At 69.0% G+C, this 19,952-nt stretch carries 8 protein-coding genes; all 8 read left to right on the plus strand.

The annotated features are described in order from the left end of the window. Positions 1–24 precede the first annotated feature (24 nt). The 8 genes from G5C50_RS00605 (at position 25) to G5C50_RS00640 (ending at position 19,944) form a co-directional block, all read left to right on the plus strand. Complete coding sequence (locus G5C50_RS00605) at positions 25–6,435, plus strand: type I polyketide synthase (RefSeq protein WP_206107547.1); 6,411 nt, start codon at positions 25–27, stop codon at positions 6,433–6,435. Beyond that, the gene (locus tag G5C50_RS00610; protein ID WP_165063605.1) at positions 6,432–13,037 is read left to right on the plus strand and encodes a beta-ketoacyl synthase N-terminal-like domain-containing protein; all 6,606 of its coding nucleotides are present in this window, start codon (positions 6,432–6,434) and stop codon (positions 13,035–13,037) included. The genes G5C50_RS00605 and G5C50_RS00610 overlap by 4 nt, the downstream gene beginning before the upstream one ends. Positions 13,038–13,079: 42 nt before the next feature. Further along, positions 13,080–14,132: a 3-oxoacyl-ACP synthase III gene (locus tag G5C50_RS00615; RefSeq protein WP_165064433.1), complete on the plus strand. Its 1,053-nt coding sequence runs from the start codon at positions 13,080–13,082 to the stop codon at positions 14,130–14,132. Positions 14,133–14,140: 8 nt separating this feature from the next. Continuing rightward, the gene (locus G5C50_RS00620) at positions 14,141–15,091 is read left to right on the plus strand and encodes an alpha/beta fold hydrolase (RefSeq protein WP_165064436.1); all 951 of its coding nucleotides are present in this window, start codon (positions 14,141–14,143) and stop codon (positions 15,089–15,091) included. Then, positions 15,075–16,778 carry a fatty acid CoA ligase family protein gene (locus G5C50_RS00625; protein WP_165063607.1) on the plus strand — a complete coding sequence of 568 codons (1,704 nt, stop codon included), beginning with the start codon at positions 15,075–15,077 and terminating at the stop codon, positions 16,776–16,778. Before G5C50_RS00620 ends, G5C50_RS00625 begins: the two co-directional genes overlap by 17 nt. Then, a complete protein-coding gene (locus G5C50_RS00630) occupies positions 16,775–17,794 on the plus strand; it encodes an NAD-dependent epimerase/dehydratase family protein (protein ID WP_165063609.1) in 1,020 nt (339 codons plus the stop codon). The genes G5C50_RS00625 and G5C50_RS00630 overlap by 4 nt, the downstream gene beginning before the upstream one ends. Positions 17,795–17,864: 70 nt before the next feature. After that, positions 17,865–19,067 carry a Tm-1-like ATP-binding domain-containing protein gene (locus G5C50_RS00635; RefSeq protein ID WP_165063611.1) on the plus strand — a complete coding sequence of 401 codons (1,203 nt, stop codon included), beginning with the start codon at positions 17,865–17,867 and terminating at the stop codon, positions 19,065–19,067. A 22-nt stretch (positions 19,068–19,089) separates the two neighbouring features. Next, positions 19,090–19,944, plus strand: a complete 855-nt coding sequence (locus G5C50_RS00640) for a phosphoenolpyruvate hydrolase family protein (protein ID WP_206107548.1) — start codon at positions 19,090–19,092, stop codon at positions 19,942–19,944. Positions 19,945–19,952 lie beyond the last annotated feature (8 nt).

The raw sequence follows: 19,952 nt of genomic DNA on the forward strand, positions 1-19,952 counted from the left end.
ATCGACGCTCGAAAGGGAAGTGACTTGAATCAGGCTGATTCTCCGCCTCCCGTCCCGGTGGCCATCGTTGGAATGGGCTGCCTGTTCCCGAAGGCTGAAGACCTCCAGCGTTTCTGGTCCAACATCCACGACCGCGTCGACGCCATCACTGAGGTCCCCGAGACCCACTGGCGACCCGACGACTACTACGACGCCGACCCCAAGGCCCCCGACCGGACGTACGCCCGTCGCGGCGGGTTCCTCACGCCCGTCGACTTCCCCCTGCTCGACTTCGGCATCTCCCCCAATACGGTCGAGGCGACCGACACGACGCAGCTCCTCGGGCTTCTCGTCGCTCGGAGGGCTCTTGAGGACGCCGGTTACGGGAAGGGCGGGCGCGACTTCGCCCGCGACCGGACGAGCGTGATTCTGGGCGTGACCGGGACCCTCGAACTCGTCGTCCCGCTGGCGACTCGTTTGGGCCATCCGGCCTGGCGGCGGGCCCTGGCCGAGGCGGGCGTCGATCGTGAGACGGCCGACGACGTCGTCCGGCGGATCGCGGACTCCTACGTCGGCTGGCAGGAGGCGTCGTTCCCGGGTCTGCTGGGGAACGTGGCGGCGGGACGGATCGCCAACAAGCTGGATCTCGGCGGAGCCAACTGCGTCGTCGACGCCGCCTGCGCCAGTTCGCTGGGCGCGGTCAACGTCGCGTTGCACGAGTTGGCCTCCGGTCGTTGCGACGTCGCCCTTTCGGGCGGGCTCGATACGTTCAACGACATCTTCATGTACATGTGCTTCAGCAAGACTCCGGCACTGTCGCCCAGCGGCGACGCCCGGCCCTTCGCTGCCGCGGGCGACGGCACGATCCTGGGCGAAGGCCTCGGGATCCTGGTGCTGAAGCGTCTCGCGGACGCCGAGCGCGACGGCGACCGCATCTATGCGGTGATCCGCTCGATGGGTTCCTCGAGCGACGGCGGCGGCCAGGCCATCTACGCCCCCAAGGCTGAAGGCCAGGTCAAGGCCCTCCGCCGGGCCTACGAGCAGGCCGGCGTCGACCCGACGAGCATCGAGTTGATCGAGGCTCACGGGACCGGGACGAAGGTGGGCGACGGCATCGAGGTCGAGGCCCTGGAAGAGGTCTTCCGGGCCGCGGGGGCCTCGCCTCGCTCCTGTGCGCTGGGCTCGGTCAAGTCGCAGATCGGTCACACCAAGGCGGCCGCCGGCGCTGCGGGTCTGGTCAAGGCGGCCCTGGCCCTGCATCACAAGGTCCTGCCGCCGACCATCAAGGTCGATCGGCCGCTGGATCGATTGGCGGCCGCCGACTCTCCGTTCTACGTCAACGCCGAGAGCCGCCCCTGGGTGGGTGGTTCGGTTCCCCGCCGAGCGGCGGTGAGCGCCTTCGGATTCGGCGGCAGCAACTTCCACTGCCTGCTCGAAGAGGCCCGGCCCGATCGTCCGAGCATCGACTGGGGCGGCGACGTCCAGATCCTGGCCTACTCGGCCGACGACGAGCAGGCTCTGGCCCAAACGCTCCCTTCCTGGTCGTCCGAGACGCCCTGGGCCGAGGTGCGAGCCGAGGGCCTTCGCAGCCGCGCCGCGTTCCGGTTCGATCACGCGGTTAGGCTCGCAGTCGTCGCCCGTCGCGGCGACGATCCGGCCGTCGTCATGAGCGAGGCCCGCGCGAAGCTCTCAGGCAAGGCGGTCAAGCCGTCGAGCCGCGTCTTCGTCGGTCGAGGAGCCGTCGAAGGCAAGCTCGCCTTCGTCTTCCCGGGGCAGGGTTCGCAGTACATCGGCATGGGCCGCGAGCTGGCCTGCCGCTTTCCGAGGATGCTCGCCGCGCTGGAACTCGTCGACCGGGAGACCTCGGAGACGCTGGGGGGCGAACGACTCAGCGATCGGATTTTCCCGCCGACGACCTTCGACGCCGACCAGCGGCGTCGCGATGACGAGACTCTGCGAGACACCCGTCGCGCCCAGCCGGCCATCGGCGCGGTCTCGTTGGGAATGCTGGGGATTCTCGAAGACTTCGGCGTCCGCCCCGAGATGGTCGGCGGCCACAGTTTCGGCGAGCTTTCCGCACTCCACGCCGCCGGCCGGTTCGAGGCAAGGACGCTCGCGAGGCTCGCCGCCGTTCGCGGTGACCTGATGGGAAGGCAAGGCGACGGCCCCGACGCCGGCTCGATGCTCGCGGTGTTCGCCACCGAGGAGACGCTCGCCCGGTCGATCCGCGAGCATTCTCTGGACGTCGTCATCGCCAACAAGAACGCACCGACGCAGTGCGTGCTCAGCGGGCCCGCGGCCGAGATCGATCGGGCCGAGGAAGTCCTCCGAGCGGCCGGCGTTCGGGCGAAGCGGCTTCCCGTGTCGGCCGCCTTCCACAGCAGGTTCGTCGCCGACGCCCGCCGACCGTTCCGCGAGGCGCTTGGCCTGGGCGCCATCGCTCAGGGAGCCGTCCGGACCTACGCCAACGCGACCGGAGAGGCGTACCCGGACGCTCCCGAAGCGGCCGGCGACCTGCTGGCCGACCAGCTTGCCAGCCCCGTCGAGTTCGCCCCGATGATCGCCGCGATGCATCGCGACGGGGCAAGGCTGTTCGTCGAGATCGGTCCTGACGCACGGCTCACCGGCCTCGTCGGTTCGATCCTGGAAGGCCGCGACCACGCCGCCCTCGCAATCGATTCCTCCCGAGAGCCGAACGGCCTTGTCGGCCTGGCGAGCGTCCTGGCCGCGGTCGCCGTCTCCGGACGCAGCGTCGATCTGTCGCGATGGGACGAGGATTTCACGCCCGTTCAACCGCATGGCAAGAAGCTCACCGTCCCCGTCTGCGGCGCTCATCCAACCCCCAAGCGCTCGATCGATCCCCCGCCGATTCGAAAGGCATCGGCTCCTGTCCCCGCCGCCGTTCCTGCGCCCGCTCGAAACGGGCACGCGCCGAAGCCGACCCCGCCGTCACCGCCCCGACCTTCCTTCGAGCGGACCATGAACTCCCCCGATCGCCACCCTCGCCCCTCGACGAACGGCAACGGCCACGCCCACGCCGCCGACCTTGCTCCGCCGGCCGTCACGCAACCGCGGCCGACGCCCACGCCGGCTTCGGCCCCCAGCGCGTCGTTGCTCCCCACGCCAGCGGTCCAGCAGGTGCACGATCATCTCCTGGCGCTTCAGCAACTCGCCGGGCAGACGGCGCGGCTCCATCAGCAGTTCCTCGAAGGCCAGGAAGTCGCGCAGCGGACGTTCCAGACGCTCCTGGAACAGCACCTTCGACCTGGCGTTGGCCCCGTCTCCGCGGCCGCTCCCGCCCCGGTCGTCTCCCCCGCCCTTCCTCCTGCTCCCGCTCCCGCTCCCATCCGAGCGGTCGAGCCTGTTCGCCCGGCGGCTCCGCCGGCTCCCTCGCCCGCCCGCGTCGAGGTTCCGGCTCCGATCGTCCCATCGGTTCCGACTCCTGCGCCTGTTGCCGTGATCCCCACTCCCACGCCCGAGGCCTCTCCGGTCGGGGATGCGTTGCTGGCGGTGGTGTCGGAGAAGACGGGTTATCCGGCGGACATGCTGGACCTGGGGATGGCGTTGGACGCGGACCTCGGAATTGACTCGATCAAGCGGGTGGAGATCCTGTCGGCGTTGCAGGAGCGGCTGCCGGGCTCGCCGACGGTGGGCCCCGACCAGCTGGGCTCGATCCACACCCTCGGCGACATCGCCAAGCTGCTCGGCGCCGGCCAGCCGGCGGCCGCCGCCGTTACCACCAGCATCGCCGCGGCCCCGCAGAGTTCGGCGGTCGGGGATGCGTTGCTGGCGGTGGTGTCGGAGAAGACGGGTTATCCGGCGGACATGCTGGACCTGGGGATGGCGTTGGACGCGGACCTCGGAATTGACTCGATCAAGCGGGTGGAGATCCTGTCGGCGTTGCAGGAGCGGCTGCCGGGCTCGCCGACGGTGGGCCCCGACCAGTTGGGCTCGATCCACACCCTCGGCGACATCGCGACATTCCTTGGAGCCGGCCAACCCGCGTCCCGGCCCGAGCCGGTCGCGCCGCCTTCGATCCCCGTACAGCCCGCACCCGCACCGATCGAGATCGCTCCCGTCCGACTGGAGCGGCTGACGCCCCGCCCCCGCCCGATCAATCGCGCTGAGCGTCGTGAACGTGTCCCGTTCGCGGCGGACGCCGAGATCTGGATCGTCGACGATCAGACGCCGTTGACGCGAGCCGTCCAGACGGCCCTGGAGTCGAAGGGGCTCAGGGGGAGGATCGTCGGACTGGACGAACAGCCGACGGGAGAGCCCGGCGGTCTGATCGTCGTCGCGCCGGCCTTGCCCGCGGCCGACCTTCCCAAGCGGGCGTTCCGGCTCATTCGCGCCCTTGCCCCGGGCCTGCGCAAGCGGGGCGGTGCGGCCTTGATGACGGTCTCGCGGCTCGATGGGGCTTTCGGCCTGGTCGGCCTCGATCCGGCGGCCGACCCCGTCTCCGGGGCCCTGGCCGGGCTCTCCAAGACGGCGGGCCACGAATGGCCCGAGGTCAGTTGCAAGGCCGTCGACGTCGACCGAGGAATCGCCGATCTCGACGCCTCCGCGCAGAGGATCGTCGAGGAGCTGATGCACAAAGGCCCCTCCGAGGTCGGCATCTCCGACCGGGGCGTGATCGAGATCGCCCTGGAGCGGGCCGAGTGGACGACGGGGAACCATCGCCGGCAGCCTGTGCTTGATCCAGGCGACCTCGTGGTTGTCACCGGAGGGGCTCGCGGGATCGCCGCGGAGGCCGCCGTCGCTTTGGCGAGGGCCTATCGTCCCAGGTTGCTCCTGCTCGGGCGGACGTCGCTCGCCTCTGAGGCGGAGCCTGCCTGGCTAGCCTCGGCGCTCGACGAAGCCGCCGTCCGGGGGGCGATCGTCAAGAACACGCCAGGCGTGACCCCTGCGAAGGCGAACGATCAGGCCAAGCTCGTCCTCGCCCGCCGCGAGATCGCCGCGGCGCTCCATCGCATCCGTGAGGCTGGGGGCGAAGCCGTTTATGAGGCCGTCGACGTTCGCGACCGTGAGGTGGTTCGCGCCGCGGTCGGCCGCGCCCGCACTCGCTTCGGACCCGTCCGCGGCCTGATCCACGCCGCCGGCGTTTTGGCCGACCGTCGCATTGAGGATCAAACGGACGACCAGTTCGCTCAGGTCTACGACACCAAGGTCGACGGCCTGCTCGCCGTGTTTGAGTCGCTCGATCCCGCCGAGCTTCGTGCGATCGCGGCTTTCTCATCGTCCACGGCCCGATTCGGCCGGACCGGCCAGGTCGCCTATGCGGCGGCCAACGAGACGCTCAACAAGTGGTGTCAGCTTCAGGCTCGCCGGCTTCCCGACTGCCGCGTCGTCTCGTTCAACTGGGGCCCGTGGGAAGGGGGCATGGTCACGCCCTCGCTCCGCACGGTCTTCGAACGCGAAGGGCTGGGCCTGATCCCAATGGCCGAGGGCTCGACCCTGGTGGCCCGGGAGCTTCAGGAGTCTCGCGAGAATCCGGTCGAGATCGTCGTCCTCGCCGATCCGCCGCAGACCGTTTCCGGGTCCCGAGCGGAGACGATCGAGGAAGAGTCCTTTGACGCCGACCTCCGCCCGGCCTTCGAGCGGGTCGTCGACGTCGACGCCTTCCCCGTGCTCCTCTCGCACGTCATCGACGGTCACGCCGTCCTGCCGATGGCCCTGATCATGGAATGGCTGGGCGAGGCCGCCTTGCATCGGCACCCGGGAATGGTGGTCGCCGGCGTCGACGACTTGAAGCTGTTCAAGGGGGTCGTGCTTCGCGACCACAAGGCCGTCCCGGTCAGCCTGCGGGCCGGCAAGGGGGAACGGCGCGACGCTTCCTGGGTGGTCCCCGTCGAGATGCGCGGCACGCTCGGCGGCGGCAAGGAGATCGTCCACGCCCGGGCCCTGGTGACGCTGGCCGACCGCCACGCCGAGGGATCGCGGACGCTCTCCGAGAGCAAGCTGTTCCCGCTTCACGCCGACCAGGAAGCGATCTATGAGAGCATCCTGTTCCACGGCCCGGCGATGCAGGCCATCGAGCGGGTTGAAGGGTGCGACGATCGGATGATCGCCGCCCGGGTCTCGACGTCCCCCGCGCCCTCGGAGTGGGCCGTCCGGCCGCTCCGCCGCGAGTGGCTGACCGACCCGCTGGCGATCGACGCGGCCTTCCAGATGATGGTTCTCTGGTGTCGCCAGCGGTCGAGCTCCAACTCGCTGCCGACGGCGGTTGGGTCGTACCGCCAGTTCCGTCGTCGGTTCCCGTCTGAAGGCGTCCGGGTCGTGCTGGTCGTCCGCCATTCGGGCGACCATCGGGCCGTCGCCGACATCGAGTTCCTCGACGACGACAACGTCCCGGTCGCGCGGATCGACGGCTATGAATGCGTCGTCGACGCCTCGCTCAACCAGGCCTTTCGCCGCAACCGGCTGGCTCACTCCAAGGCGGCCGCGAAACCCCGATGACCACGCGACGAAGAGGCGGCGTGGCGATCGTCGGCCTCGGCGCGGCCTTTCCCGGGGCTTTGGATGCGGACGCCTTCTGGCGGCTCGTCTCCGAGGGCCGGGACGCCACGACCGAGGTCCCGCCGGGCCGTTGGCTGCTCGACCCCGATCAGGCGTTCGCTCCAGGCATCGCCCAGGCCGACCGTGTCTACACCACCCGCGGCGGCTTCCTCGCCGATGAGGCGCTGGAGGTCGACTGCACCGGCCTGGACGTGGACCTGGCGCATGTGGTGCGGCTCGACCCCTGCTTCCGCCTGGCTCTACGCGCCGCGGTCCAGGCGTGGCGGTCGGCGAGGACCGAAGGGGTGGACCGTTCCCGCGTCGGCGTCGTCTTCGGCCACATCGTCCTGCCGACCGAGACGACCTCGGCCCTGACCCGCGCGACGATCGGCCGACAGGTCGAAGAGGCTCTTGGAGTCGCTCCGGGCGAGCCCAGCGGCTTCGAGCCGCAGAACGCCTTCCCGGCCGGAGCGCCGGCGCGGCTGATCTCGAAGGCTCTCGGGCTGGACGGCTCGTTCTACACGATCGACGCCGCCTGCGCCTCGTCGCTGTACGCCCTCAAACTGGCCTGCGATGAGCTGCTTACCGGCCGCGCCGATGCGATGATCGCCGGCGGGGTCTCGCGGCCGGATGCTCTCTACACCCAGATGGGCTTCTCGCAGCTCCGAGCGCTCTCGCCACGCGGACGCGCCGCGCCGTTCGACGCCGAGGGCGACGGCCTGATCGTCGGCGAGGGCGCCGGCTTGTTCGTGCTCAAGCGGCTTGAAGACGCGATCGAACAGGGCGACACGATCCTGGGCGTGATCCGGGGCGTTGGCGTCTCCAACGACGTCCGCGGCGACCTGCTCGCCCCCAGCAGCGAGGGACAGTTGCGGGCCATGCGATCCGCCTACGACCAGGCCGGCTGGTCGCCGGCCGACGTCGATCTGATCGAGTGCCACGCGACGGGGACGCCCGTCGGAGACGCGGTCGAGTTCGAGAGCCTGCGAACCCTTTGGGCCGACCTGCCGGGGGCCGTCGAGCCCGGCCGCTGCACGCTGGGCTCGGTGAAGTCGAACGTCGGCCACGCACTGACGGCCGCCGGAGCGGCGGGCGTGCTCAAGGTGCTGCTTTCGTTCCAACACAAGACGCTGCCGCCGATCGCCAACCACCGTTCGCCGTCGGCGAAGGTCGCATTAGAGGGCTCGCCCTTTCGGATCCTTCAGACGTCCGAACCCTGGCCGGCGACCCACGGCCGCCCCCGCCGCGCGGCGATCAGCGGCTTCGGCTTCGGCGGGATCAACGCCCACCTGTTGCTTGAGGAATGGACCGGCGGCGAAGCGAGCGCGGAGCCGGCGTCGGAGCCGTCCGGTGAGCGGATCGCGATCGTCGGGCTGGCGGCCCGCTGGGGAGGCGAGTCGGCGCGCGACGCATTCGCGCATCGGGTCTTAGGCGGCAGGCCCGGCATCGATCACGATGAGACGCTCTCCCGCCTTGAAGAGCTGCGGATCCGCCTGGGCCGATTCCGGATCCCCCCGTTTGAGTTGGAGGAGATGCTCCTCCAGCAGTCACTGACCCTCCAGGTCGCGGCCGACGCGATCGACGACGCGAAGTGGTCGCCCGACGTCGCTCTGCGTTCGAGCGTCCTCGTCGGCCTGAACCTCGACCTGAACACGACGAACTACCACCTACGCTGGTGGCTGGCGGAGCGTGCCCTGACGTGGAACGTCGAGCAGGGCTGGGGGCTTTCCGAGGAAGAGTTGCAAGCCTGGATTGCTGAGGCGTGCGACGCGATCCAGCCGGCCCTGACCGCGAACCGGACGATGGGCTCCCTCGGCGGCTTGGTCGCCAGCCGGATCGCCCGCGAGTTCGGCATGGGCGGACCGAGCTTCAGCGTGTCGAGCGACGATGCGTCGGGCCTGGATGCGCTCAGCATCGCCGCCGACTGGCTGGAGCGCGACGAGATCGACTCCGCCGTCGTCGCGGCCGTCGACCTGACGAGCGACCCGCGGCTACGGCTTGCCGCCGAACGATTCGTGAAGTACTGGGACAACGACGTCGATGAAGCCGCCGATTGCGCCGTGGCCGTTGTCCTGAAACGCCACGCCGACGCCGTCCGCGACGGCGACCACGTTTACGCGATCATCGGCGCCGAAGCCAGGCCGGTGATCCAGGTCAACGAGCCGCGACGGCAGTTGGGCTGGACCGGCGCGGCCGAGGGGCTCGCCACGGCGGTCACGGCGGCCCTTGCGATCAATCGCCGCATCGTCCCGCCGGGATCGACCTGGAAGCCGCGAATGAGCCGAGGGGCCGTTTTGCCGAGCTACTGGCCTCGCGATCGAGGCTGCGGTCCCAGGTCGGCTCGGGTCGCCTGGAGTCGGGGGATCGAGCTGGAAGACGTCGAGATCGATCAGGGGGATGAAGAGCAATTGAGGCCTCTCGGACCCGCCGCGATCGCCGTTTTCCCCGTTTACGGCGGCCTGGTGGGATTGGATCGATTGGCCGCGCTGATCGCCGAGTCGCCGGGCCGATCCATCGAACAGCTCGCCGCGATCTGGTGGGCCTCGATCCGAGGCGATGATCGCGGAGGCCCCTCCCTGACGTTCGTCGCCGAGGCTAAGCAAGCGCTGGCGGCGGCGGTCGCCGAGGTCCGCTCCAACCTCGCAGCCGGCGGCGCGGCGAGGCCCCGCGAGCGAGACGGCGTCGAGGTTTTCGAGCCGTTCGCACTGGCGGGAGACGAACCGCCGAAGGTGGCGTTCACATATCCCGGCCTCGGCGCGGCGCGTCACGAGATGGGCGCCGAGTTGTCGGCGCGGTTCCCGGAGTTGATGCGCGAGTTCGAGGCTCGCTATCAGACCATCGCCAGTCAGTTCGCGTTTGACTATTGGATGGACGCCGACAACAGCCCGTCCGCGCCGGATCATCGGCCGGCGATCCTGGGGCAGATCTCGGTCGGCTCGCTGATGACGGCGCTCTTCCTGAAGCTGGGCGTCCAGCCCTCGGCGGCCCTGGGGTATAGCCTCGGCGAATCGGCCGCATTGGTGTCGCTGGGGGCCTGGGACGATCGGGATGAGATGACCCGGCGACTGGTCGAGTCTCCCCTCTTCTACGAAGAACTCGCCGGACCTTGCCTGGCCGCTCGCCGCGTCTGGGGGCTGGCCGACGATGAGTCCGTCGACTGGGTCGCGGCGCTCGTGCCGAGGTCGAAGGAGCAGGTCGAGGCCGCGATCGGCGACGAGGCTCGCGTTTACGTCCTCATTCGCAATGCGGCCGACGAGGTCGTGATCGGCGGTCGTCGCGACGCGGTCCATCGGGTGTTGGAGCGGCTGCAGTCCCCCTCGCTGCCGCTGCCCGCCGTTAGCACGGTCCACTGCCCGATCGGCAAGGACGTCGAGGACGCCTATCGGACGCTCCACGAACTGAAGACGAACCACCTCACGGGCGTCACGTTCTACAGCGGCGCCTGGGGGACGGGCTACCTCCCCGACCACGGCACCGCCACGGCGGCGATCACCGCGCAGGCGTCGCGGATGATCGACTACCCGGCCGTCGTTGAGCGCGCTTACGCCGACGGCGTCCGCGTCTTCGTCGAGATGGGACCCGGCTCCGATTGCACGCGACTCGTGCAGAAGATCCTTGGCGATCGCCCCCACGTCGCCGTCACGGCCGACGAGCCGGCCCTCGACACGATGCACGCCCTATTCCGGGCGATCGGCTCACTGTTCGCGGCGGGCGTGCCTGTCGACCTGGACTTCCTGTATCCGGCCGAGTTGGCGACGGAACCGACACCGGAGGCCAACCTCCGCGAGATCGTCATCGAACGCCGCGATGCGCCGTTGCGGCTTCCGGTCGCCCCTCCCCGCCGCCTGTCTCCAGCCGTCGTACCCGAGCCCGCATTCCCCGCGCCCCTTCCGGACCCCTCGCCGATCATGACCCCGACGACTCCCGACGGCCTCCCCAACCTGACGCGCGGATTCCTCGAATCGCAGCAGGCCGCGGCCTCGGCCCACGAGGTTTTCCTGAGGCTGGCGCGGTCGTATTCCGAGACGATGGGCGGCGGAATCGCCGCGCTCCTTGCTGAGCCGTCCCACGTCTTCCCCCCTGGAGGGGGAAGACAGACCGCGGAGCGGTCAGTTGAGGGGGACGACCGGCGCGGGGTTGATGGTCAGTCGTCGGACGCACGTCCGGAGCCGGTCGTCCCCCTCATCCGGCCCTTCGGGCCACCTTCCCCCACAAGGGGGGAAGGCCGTCAATTCGAGGTCGCTGCCGCGCTTGATCGCGACCAGTGCCTGGAATACGCGATTGGTTCGATCGGCTCGGTTCTCGGGTCGCGATACGCCGAGATCGATTCTTATCCCACCCGCGTTCGGCTGCCCGACGAGCCGTTGATGCTCGTCGATCGGATCATGAGCGTAGAGGGGACGCAATTTGAGCTGGGGCACGGCCGGGTCGTGACCGAGCACGACGTTCTTCACGACGGCTGGTATCTCGACGGCGGCCGGATCGCGGCCTGTGTGGCGATTGAGGCGGGGCAGGCGGACCTGTTCCTCTCGGGATGGCTGGGGATCGACTTCATTACGAAGGGGTTGGCCGTCTATCGGCTGCTCGACGCCACCGTGACTTTCCACCGGCCGCTGCCCGAGCCGGGTGCGGTAATCAACTACGACATCAAGATCAGCGGCTTCTTCCGGCAAGGGGAGACTCACCTCTTCCGCTTCGAGTTCGTCGGGACGGTCGACGGCGAGCCGTTGTTGACGATGAAGGACGGCTGCGCGGGGTTCTTCTCGGCCGGGGAACTGGCCGCAGGCAAGGGCGTCGTCCCGAGGCCCCTCGACGCCGCCCCTCGACCCGGGAAGCGACCCGACGACTGGCGCGAACTGGCCCCTCCCACGCCCTGCAGGCTCGACCGGAACCAGGTCGACGCGCTCCGCGCCGGGGACCTCGCCGCTGCGTTCGGCTCGCCGTTCGATCGGCTTGACCTGCCCCGTCCCTTCCCACTGCCGGGCGGGTTGATGACGCTCGTCCATCGCGTGGAGACGCTCGACCCGAAGGGAGGTCGGTTCGGCCTGGGCCAGATCCGCGCCGAGGCCGACGTCCAGCCCGACGACTGGTTCATGGTCTGTCATTTCGTCGACGACCGGGTCATGCCGGGCACGCTCATGTACGAGTGCTGCCTGCACACCTTCCGCATCTTCCTGACGCGGCTCGGGTGGGTGGGCGCGGCGGATCGCGTCCGGTTCGAGCCCCTGCCGGGCGTCGCCAATCGCCTGCGATGTCGGGGGCAGGTGACCGAGTCGACCCGAGTCGTCACCTACGAGGTGACCGTCAAGGAACTCGGCTACGGCCCTGAGCCCTTCGCGATCGCCGACGCCCTGATGTACGCCGACGGCAAGCCGATCGTCGAGATCAGCGACATGGCGATCCGGCTGGCCGGGACCAGCCGCGAGGAGATCGAGGCCCTGTGGGATAAGGCACGGCCGGCGTCTTCCTCGTCCTCCTCGGCCCTCGTCTACGGCAAGGAACAGATCCTCGCGTTCGCCGAAGGGAAGCCGTCGGCCTGCTTCGGCGAACGCTACCGACCATTCGACGAAGGTCGGTTCATCGCCCGGCTTCCTCGGCCGCCGTATCAGTTCATGGATCGCGCGACGATCCTCGAAGGGCGTCCCTGGGAGCAGGCGGTTGGGACGACGGCCGAGGTCGTCTACGACGCTCCGCCGGTCGCCTGGTACTTCGAGGCCGACCGCCAGCCGAGGATGCCGTACGCGGTTCTCGTGGAAGCCGCGCTCCAGCCGTGCGGGTTCGTTTCGGCCTTCATGGGCTCGGCCCTCCTGAGCGACGAGCCGCTCAAGTTCCGGAACCTGGGTGGCCGGGCCGTCCAGCACCGAGTCATCGGCCCGGATTCCGGCCCGCTCACGACGACGGCCCGGGTGACGAAGATCAACCGCTCGGCCGGCATGATCATCCAGAACTATGAGATGACGGTCCGCGACCGCGAGGGGATTGTCCTGGAAGGCGACACCTACTTCGGATTCTTCCACCCCCAGGCGCTGGCGAATCAGGTCGGGATCCCGGACGTCTCCCCCTACGTTCTGACGGATGAGGAACGCGCGGCCTCTCGATCGTTCCCCATTCCCGATCGAGCCCCCCTGCCCGACCGCCGCTGGCGGATGGTGGACCGAATTACGGCGCTGATCTCTCAAGGCGGCCCTGGCGGTTTGGGCTTCGTCGCGGGAGAGACCGACGTCGACCCCTCGGCCTGGTTCTTCCAGGCGCACTTTCTGGGCGACCCGGTGTGGCCGGGGTCATTGGGCTTGGAATCGCTGCTGCAACTCCTTAAAGTCTTTGCTGAAGCGAGATGGGGCCTCGACGAGCGCGCCGTGTTCGATTCGCCCGGAATCGGCGCGGAGCACGAATGGATTTATCGCGGCCAGATCGCCCCCGGCTCGCGCCTTGTCGCGACGCAGGCCTGGATCACCGGCGTGGACGACGCCCGACGGCGAGTCACGGCCGACGGCGTCCTGTCGGTCGACGGCAGGGTCATTTACCGGATGTCGGGTTATACGCTCGACGTCCGACCCGACTGATCGCGGTCCTTCCCCCCAGGCGGTGACCTCCCGATGGCATCGATGAAATACCAGAACGTCTACGTGGAGGCGTTCGGCTACGAAGTCGCCCCCGTGGTCGTCTCGTCGGCCGAGCTGGAGGAACGGCTCGCACCCGTTTACGAGAAGCTCTATCTGAACGTCGGTCAGCTTGAGGCCCTCACGGGGATCGTCGAGCGGCGGTGGTGGGAGGAAGGCCATCGCGTCTCCGACGGCGCGATCGTCGCGGCCTCGCGGGCGCTCGAGGCCGCGGACATGCCGGCCGACCGGATCGAGGCGGTCGTCTACGGCGGCGTCTGCCGCGAGAACTACGAGCCGGCCACCGCCTGCCGGGTCGCCGCCGAGCTTTCGGTGAGCCCGGGCGCGATCGTCCACGACGTTGGCAACGCCTGCCTCGGCGTGATCGACGGCATGATCGACGTCGCCAACAGGATCGAGCTGGGCCAGATCCGCGCGGGGCTCGTCGTGGCCTGCGAGACGGCCCGCGAGATCAACGAGGTCATGATCGCCCGGATGCTCCAGAATCCGACGATGGACTTCTTCAAGCAGGCTCTGGCCACACTGACCGGCGGCTCCGGGGCGGTGGCCGTGCTCCTGACGGACGCCTCGCTCTCGCGTTCCAAGCGCAGGCGGTTGCTGGGAGGCGCGATGAAGTCGGCGCCCCAGCATCACGAGCTTTGCCGATGGGGCGTCGAGGCGGCTGGGTCGGAGTTCCCGGGCCTGCTCCGCGCGTTCACCGCGACCGACTCGGCGGCCGTCCTGAGTCATGGCGTCGAGCTGGGGGTGAAGACCTGGCAGGCGTTCCTCGGCAGCCTGGGCTGGATCAAGGACCGGGTCGACCGGGTGATCTGCCACCAGGTGGGCGGCTCACATCGCGACGCCATCCTGCAGTCGATCGGCGTCCCCGTGGAGAAGGACTTCTCGACGTTCGCCTACCTGGGGAACATGGGGACCGTGGCCCTGCCGCTGACCGCCGCCATCGCCGAGGACCGCGGCGTCATCAAGCCTGGCGACCGGACGGCGTTCCTGGGGATCGGCAGCGGCCTGAACTGCCTGATGCTGGGGCTGGAGTGGTAATGGCGACGATGACGACCGCGACGGCCCCTTCCCTTCGCTCCAACAGCCCCGAACTCGCCGAGTTCCTCGCCGCCCATCCCGGCCGAGATTTCGTCCGCGATGGCCTGCGGCAGCACTATCTCGACGAGGGCGACGGCGCTCCCGTCGTCATGCTCCACGGTAATCCGACGTGGTCGTTCTTCTATCGCCGGCTTGTCGAGGTTGTCTCGCCGACGCGCCGGGCGATCGTCCCCGACCACATCGGCTGCGGCCTCTCCGACAAGCCCGACGACTCCCGATACGCCTACACGTTGGAGAGCCGCGTCGACGACCTCGAACGCCTGCTCGACCACCTGGGCGTTGTGGAGGACATCTCGCTCGTCCTGCACGACTGGGGCGGGATGATCGGCTCGGCGTTCGCGGCGCGACACCCGGAGCGGATCGCGAAGATCGTCGTGATGAACACGGCCGGCTTCCACATGCCGAGCGACAAGACGTTTCCCTGGGCGCTCCACCTCTGCCGAGACACCCCGTTGGGGGCCCTCGCGGTGCGCGGACTCAACGCCTTCGCCCGAGGAACGGCCTGGATCGGCTGCAAGAACGAACGCATGCCGCGCTCGCTGCGAGACGCCTACGCCGCCCCTTACGACGACTGGGCCAACCGCATCGCCACTCTGCGGTTCGTCCAGGACATTCCGCTCAAGCCGGGAGATCGCGCCTACGACCTGGTCACCCAGACCCAGGACCGGCTGCCGCTGTTGGCGAACGTCCCCATGTTGATCGCCTGGGGGATGAAGGACTTCGTCTTCGACGAGCCTTTCCTCAAGGAGTGGGAGCGACGGTTCCCGGCTGCCGCCGTCCGACGGTATCCGAATGCCGGCCATTACGTCCTGGAGGACGAGGCCGTGACGCTGGTCCCGATGATCCGCGACTTCCTCGACGGAGCGACGGAGGGCCGGACCGATGGCCGCTCGGGCTGAGGCGGCCTCGGCCAACATCGCCGGGCGTCTGAGCGAGGTCGCCGAGCTTCGGCCCCATCAGGCCGCGGTGGTCGTCCCGCAGGGGCGTGGGGCGGGCGGGAAGATGCGATACGCGCACTTCACCTTCCGCCAACTCGATCGCGACAGCGACGCCGTCGCCGCCGGCCTGATCGCTGATCGCGTTGCGGTCGGCACTCGCGCCGCGGTGATGATCCCTCCCGGCCTCGATTTCTTCTCGCTGGTGTTCGGCCTGTTCAAAGCCGGAGTCGTTCCCGTTCTCATCGACCCAGGGATGGGCGTGAAGAGCCTGGGCAAATGCCTGGACGAGGCCGAGCCCGAGCTGTTCATCGGGATCCTGAAGGCCGTCGTCGCCCGTCGCGTGCTGGGCTGGGGGAAGCGCTCGGTGCGCCGGGTCGTCCTGGCCGGCCGAGCTGGTCGATTGCCGACCCACCGGGGACGTTCTGTCGACGCTCTTCGTGCGAAGGGACGCCGCGCGATCGCCGAGGGGAAGATTCCGAGCCCCGTGATGCGGGGCGTCGGCGAGGGCGAACCGGCGGCGATTCTCTTCACCAGCGGCAGCACGGGGATCCCCAAGGGGGCCGTCTACACGCACTCGATCTTCGAGGCCCAGATCGCCGCATTCCGCGAGCTGTACGACATCCAGCCCGGCGAGGTGGACCTCTGCACGTTCCCCCTCTTCGCGCTCTTCGCCCCCGCGCTCGCGATGACCTCCGTGGTCCCGAACATGGACCCGACGCGACCGGGCTCGGTCAATCCCGAAAGCCTCTTCGAGGCGATCGAGGACTTCGGGCCGACGAACCTGTTCGGCTCCCCCGCTCTGTTGAAGCGGGTCGGCCCGGCAGCGGCCGCGAAGGGGATGAAGCTGCCGACGCTGCGCAGAGTGGTCACGGCTGGAGCGCCGGCCAATCCGAAGGTGCTGGAGGTCTTCGCGGGCCTGCTCGAATCGCCGGCTCAGGTCTTTACGCCTTACGGCGCTACCGAGTCGCTCCCGGTCGCCTCGCTCGGCACCGACGAGATTCTCGGCGAGACGCGGGCCGAGACCGATCGCGGCCGCGGCGTCTGCGTCGGCCGGCCCTGCGCGGGGCTCGACGCCCGCGTCATCCGGATCAGCGACGACCCGATCCCAGCCTGGTCAGACGACCTGGAAGTTCCCCAGGGCGAAGTCGGGGAGATCGTCGTCTCCGGCCCGGTGGTCACTCGCGAGTATTTCGGGAGACCTGAGGCCACGGCGCTCGCCAAGATCGTCGATCACGCGCGGGGCGTCTTCTACCACCGCATGGGCGACCTGGGTTATCTCGACGATCGCGGACGGCTCTGGTTCTGCGGGCGGAAGTCGCACCGCGTCGTCCTGGCCGACGAGACGCTTTACACGATCTGTGTAGAGCGGGTCTTCGACGTGCATCCCGACGTCGCCCGCACGGCCTTAGTTGGAGTGAAACGGCCGTCAGGCAAGGAAGCCGTCCTCTGCGTCGAGCTGGCTCGACCGCTGGGCCGCCGCGACCAGGCCCGCGTTCGTGAGGAACTCGCGGCCATCGGCGCGAAGTACGATCACACGCGGAAGGTCCGCACGATTCTGTTCCACCCGGCCTTCCCGGTGGACATCCGCCACAACTCCAAGATCTTCCGCGAGAAGCTGGCCGAGTGGGCCGCTGGGAAAACACCATGACGCTCGACCCTTCCCGACCTGTCCTGGTGACCGGCGGCGGCGGTTTCCTCGGCTCGGCGATCGTCGCCATGCTCCGCGAACGCGGGCTTCCCGTTCGCAGTCTCTCCCGCAATCGCTACGACCGGCTCGACGAACTTGGAGCTGAGCAGGTCCAGGGGGACGTCGCCGAGGCGGCCACGGTCGACCGCGCCGTCGAGGGCTGCCAGGCCGTCTTCCACGTCGCCGCCAAGGCGGGGCTCTGGGGCCCTCGCGAGGAATACTACCGGGCCAACGTCGTGGGCACGGAGAACGTCCTGGCGGCCTGCCGAAAGTCGGGCGTCCGGAAGCTGATCCACACCAGCTCTCCGAGCGTCGTCTTTCATGGGACCGACCTCGAAGGGGTCGACGAATCGGCTCCGTACGCCGATCATTACGAGGCGGCTTACCCGGAGACGAAGGCGATCTCGGAGCGGTCCGTCCTGAAGGCGAACGACGCGACGCTGGCGACGGTCGTCCTGCGTCCGCACCTGATCTGGGGGCCGGGCGACAACAACATTCTGCCGCGGATTTACGCTCGCGCCCGGGCCAATCGACTCTTCCGGATCGGTCGTCGCAATCCACTGATCGACCTGACCTACATCGACAACGCCGCCGCCGCGCACCTGATGGCGGCGGACCGGCTCGACGTCGGAGCGACGGTCGCGGGCAAGGTTTATTTCATCGCTCAGGGCGAGCCCGTTCCGGTCTGGGACATGGTCGACCGGTTCCTGGCGATCGCCCATTTGCCGCCTGTGAAGCGGACCGTCCCCAAGGCCGCGGCGGTTGCGATCGGTCGCGCCCTTGAGGCCGTCTATCGAACGTTCCGCCTTCCGGGCGAGCCGAGGATGACCCGGTTCCTGGCCCATGAGCTTTCCACCGCCCACTGGTACAACCTCGACGCCGCCCGCCGCGACCTGGGATATACGCCGCACGTCGGCATCGAGGAAGGCCTGCGGCGGCTGGCCGCATCGCTAGACGCCCCATCGCCGGCGTCTTGACGCCGACGTCGTCGCGGGCGATCGTTGGAGGCCGCTGAACTGAGCCGCCTCTCGACGAACGGAGCCCGCGATGGAGCCCGCCGTCTACGCGATCGCTACGATGGACACCAAGGGTCGCGAGCTTCTGTTTCTCGCCGATCGCCTGCGGGAGGCCGGCGCGACCGTTCGAACGGTTGACGTCGGTACGACGGGAGAGCCGCTGGCCCCAGCCGACGTTTCGCTCCGCGCATTCGCGGACGGGTCGCCCGTAGCCACCGAGCGCGGCGAAGCGATCTCGGCCGCCTCGAAGGCCCTCACTCGCTTCCTGCTCGCCGAACAGGCCGCCGGGGGCGTGGCCGGGGTGATCGGCATCGGCGGCAGCGGCGGCACGGCGCTGATCACGCCGGCCATGCGGGCGCTGCCGATCGGCCTGCCGAAACTCATGGTGTCGACCGTCGCCAGCGGCGACGTCTCGGCCTACGTCGGCTGTTCGGACGTCTGCATGATGCATTCGGTCGTGGACGTCGCCGGCCTGAACGTGGTCTCGCGGACGATCCTCGCCAACGCGGCCCGCGCGATGGCCGGCATGGCGAGCGGCGGTCGGGCCGTCGAACCGGCGCGACCGGCTCTCGGCCTGACGATGTTCGGCCTGACCACGCCGTGTGTCGACGCGGCACGCCGAGCGTTGGAGGATCTCGGATACGATCCCCTCGCCTTCCATGCAACGGGGGTCGGCGGCCGGGCGATGGAGAATCTCGTCCGCTCCGGGATGATCATCGGCGTCCTCGACGTGACCACAACGGAGGTCGCTGACTTTTTCATGGGCGGGATCTTCCCGTGCTCCGAGGATCGATTCGAGGCTCAGATCGCCGCAGGCGTCCCCTGCGTCCTGAGCCTCGGCGCGCTTGACATGGTCAACTTCGGAGCGATCGACACGGTCCCGACGAAGTACAGGGACCGCAAGCTCCATCGCCACAACGACCAGATCACCCTGATGCGGACGACTCCCGAAGAGAACCGCCGCATGGGACGGTGGATCGGCGGGAAGCTGAATCGATGGCGGACGCCCGTCTCGCTGTTGATCCCCGAGGGGGGAGTCTCGGGCCTGGACTCACCCGGCGGAGCGTTCTTCGATCCCGAGGCCGACGCCGCCCTGTTCGACGCGATCGAGGAAACCGTCGAACGCACAACCGAGCGAACGGTGCGGCGCTTCCCGTTGCACATCAACGACCCCGCTTTCGCGAAGGCGCTCGTCGACGAATTCCGGCGACTGGCGGGGCCGATCCCTGTTTGAACGAACGAGAGATGGAGCATCGATGATGGCCGAGTCCCGCGCGACGATCCTGGAACGGTTCCGTAAGAAGGTCGCCGCCGGCCTCCCGATCGTGGGGGGCGGCGCGGGGACAGGCCTCAGCGCCAAGTGCGAGGAAGCGGGTGGGATCGACCTGATCGTCATCTACAACTCGGGCCGGTTCCGCATGGCGGGACGAGGCTCGCTGGCGGGGCTCATGCCCTACGGCAACGCCAACGCCATCGTCAAGGAGATGGCCCACGAGGTTCTAACCGCCGTCAGCCGCACGCCGGTCATCGCCGGGGTCTGCGCCAGCGACCCATTTCTGCTGATGGATCACTTCCTGGGCGAGTTGAAGGCCCTGGGCTTCGCCGGCGTGCAGAACTTCCCGACCGTCGGCCTGATCGATGGAACGTTCCGTGCGAATCTGGAGGAGACCGGCATGGGCTTCGGCCTCGAGGTCGAGTGCATCCGTCGCGCCAACGCTCTCGACTTGCTCACGACCCCCTACGCCTTCGATCCCGACCAGGCGCGGGACCTGACCGAAGCCGGCGCCGACGTGATCGTCGCCCACATGGGCCTGACGACCAAGGGAGCCATCGGCGCGAAGACCGCCAGGACCCTGGATGACTGCGTCGTGGAGGTCGCGGCGATCGTCGAGGCTGCCCGGGCGGTCCGCCCTGACGTCTTCGTCCTCTGCCACGGCGGGCCCATTGCCATGCCCGAGGACGCCCGCTATATCCTGGACCGGGTCGAGGGGCTCGACGGCTTCTACGGCGCCAGTTCGATGGAACGGCTGCCGACTGAAGAGGCCATTGCCCGCCAAACGCGAGACTTCATGAATCTCCGGCTGCGGCGGGAGCAGGCGCTCGAAAACTGAGCCTTGGG

The organism is Paludisphaera rhizosphaerae, from assembly GCF_011065895.1.
GTDB lineage: Bacteria > Planctomycetota > Planctomycetia > Isosphaerales > Isosphaeraceae > Paludisphaera > Paludisphaera rhizosphaerae.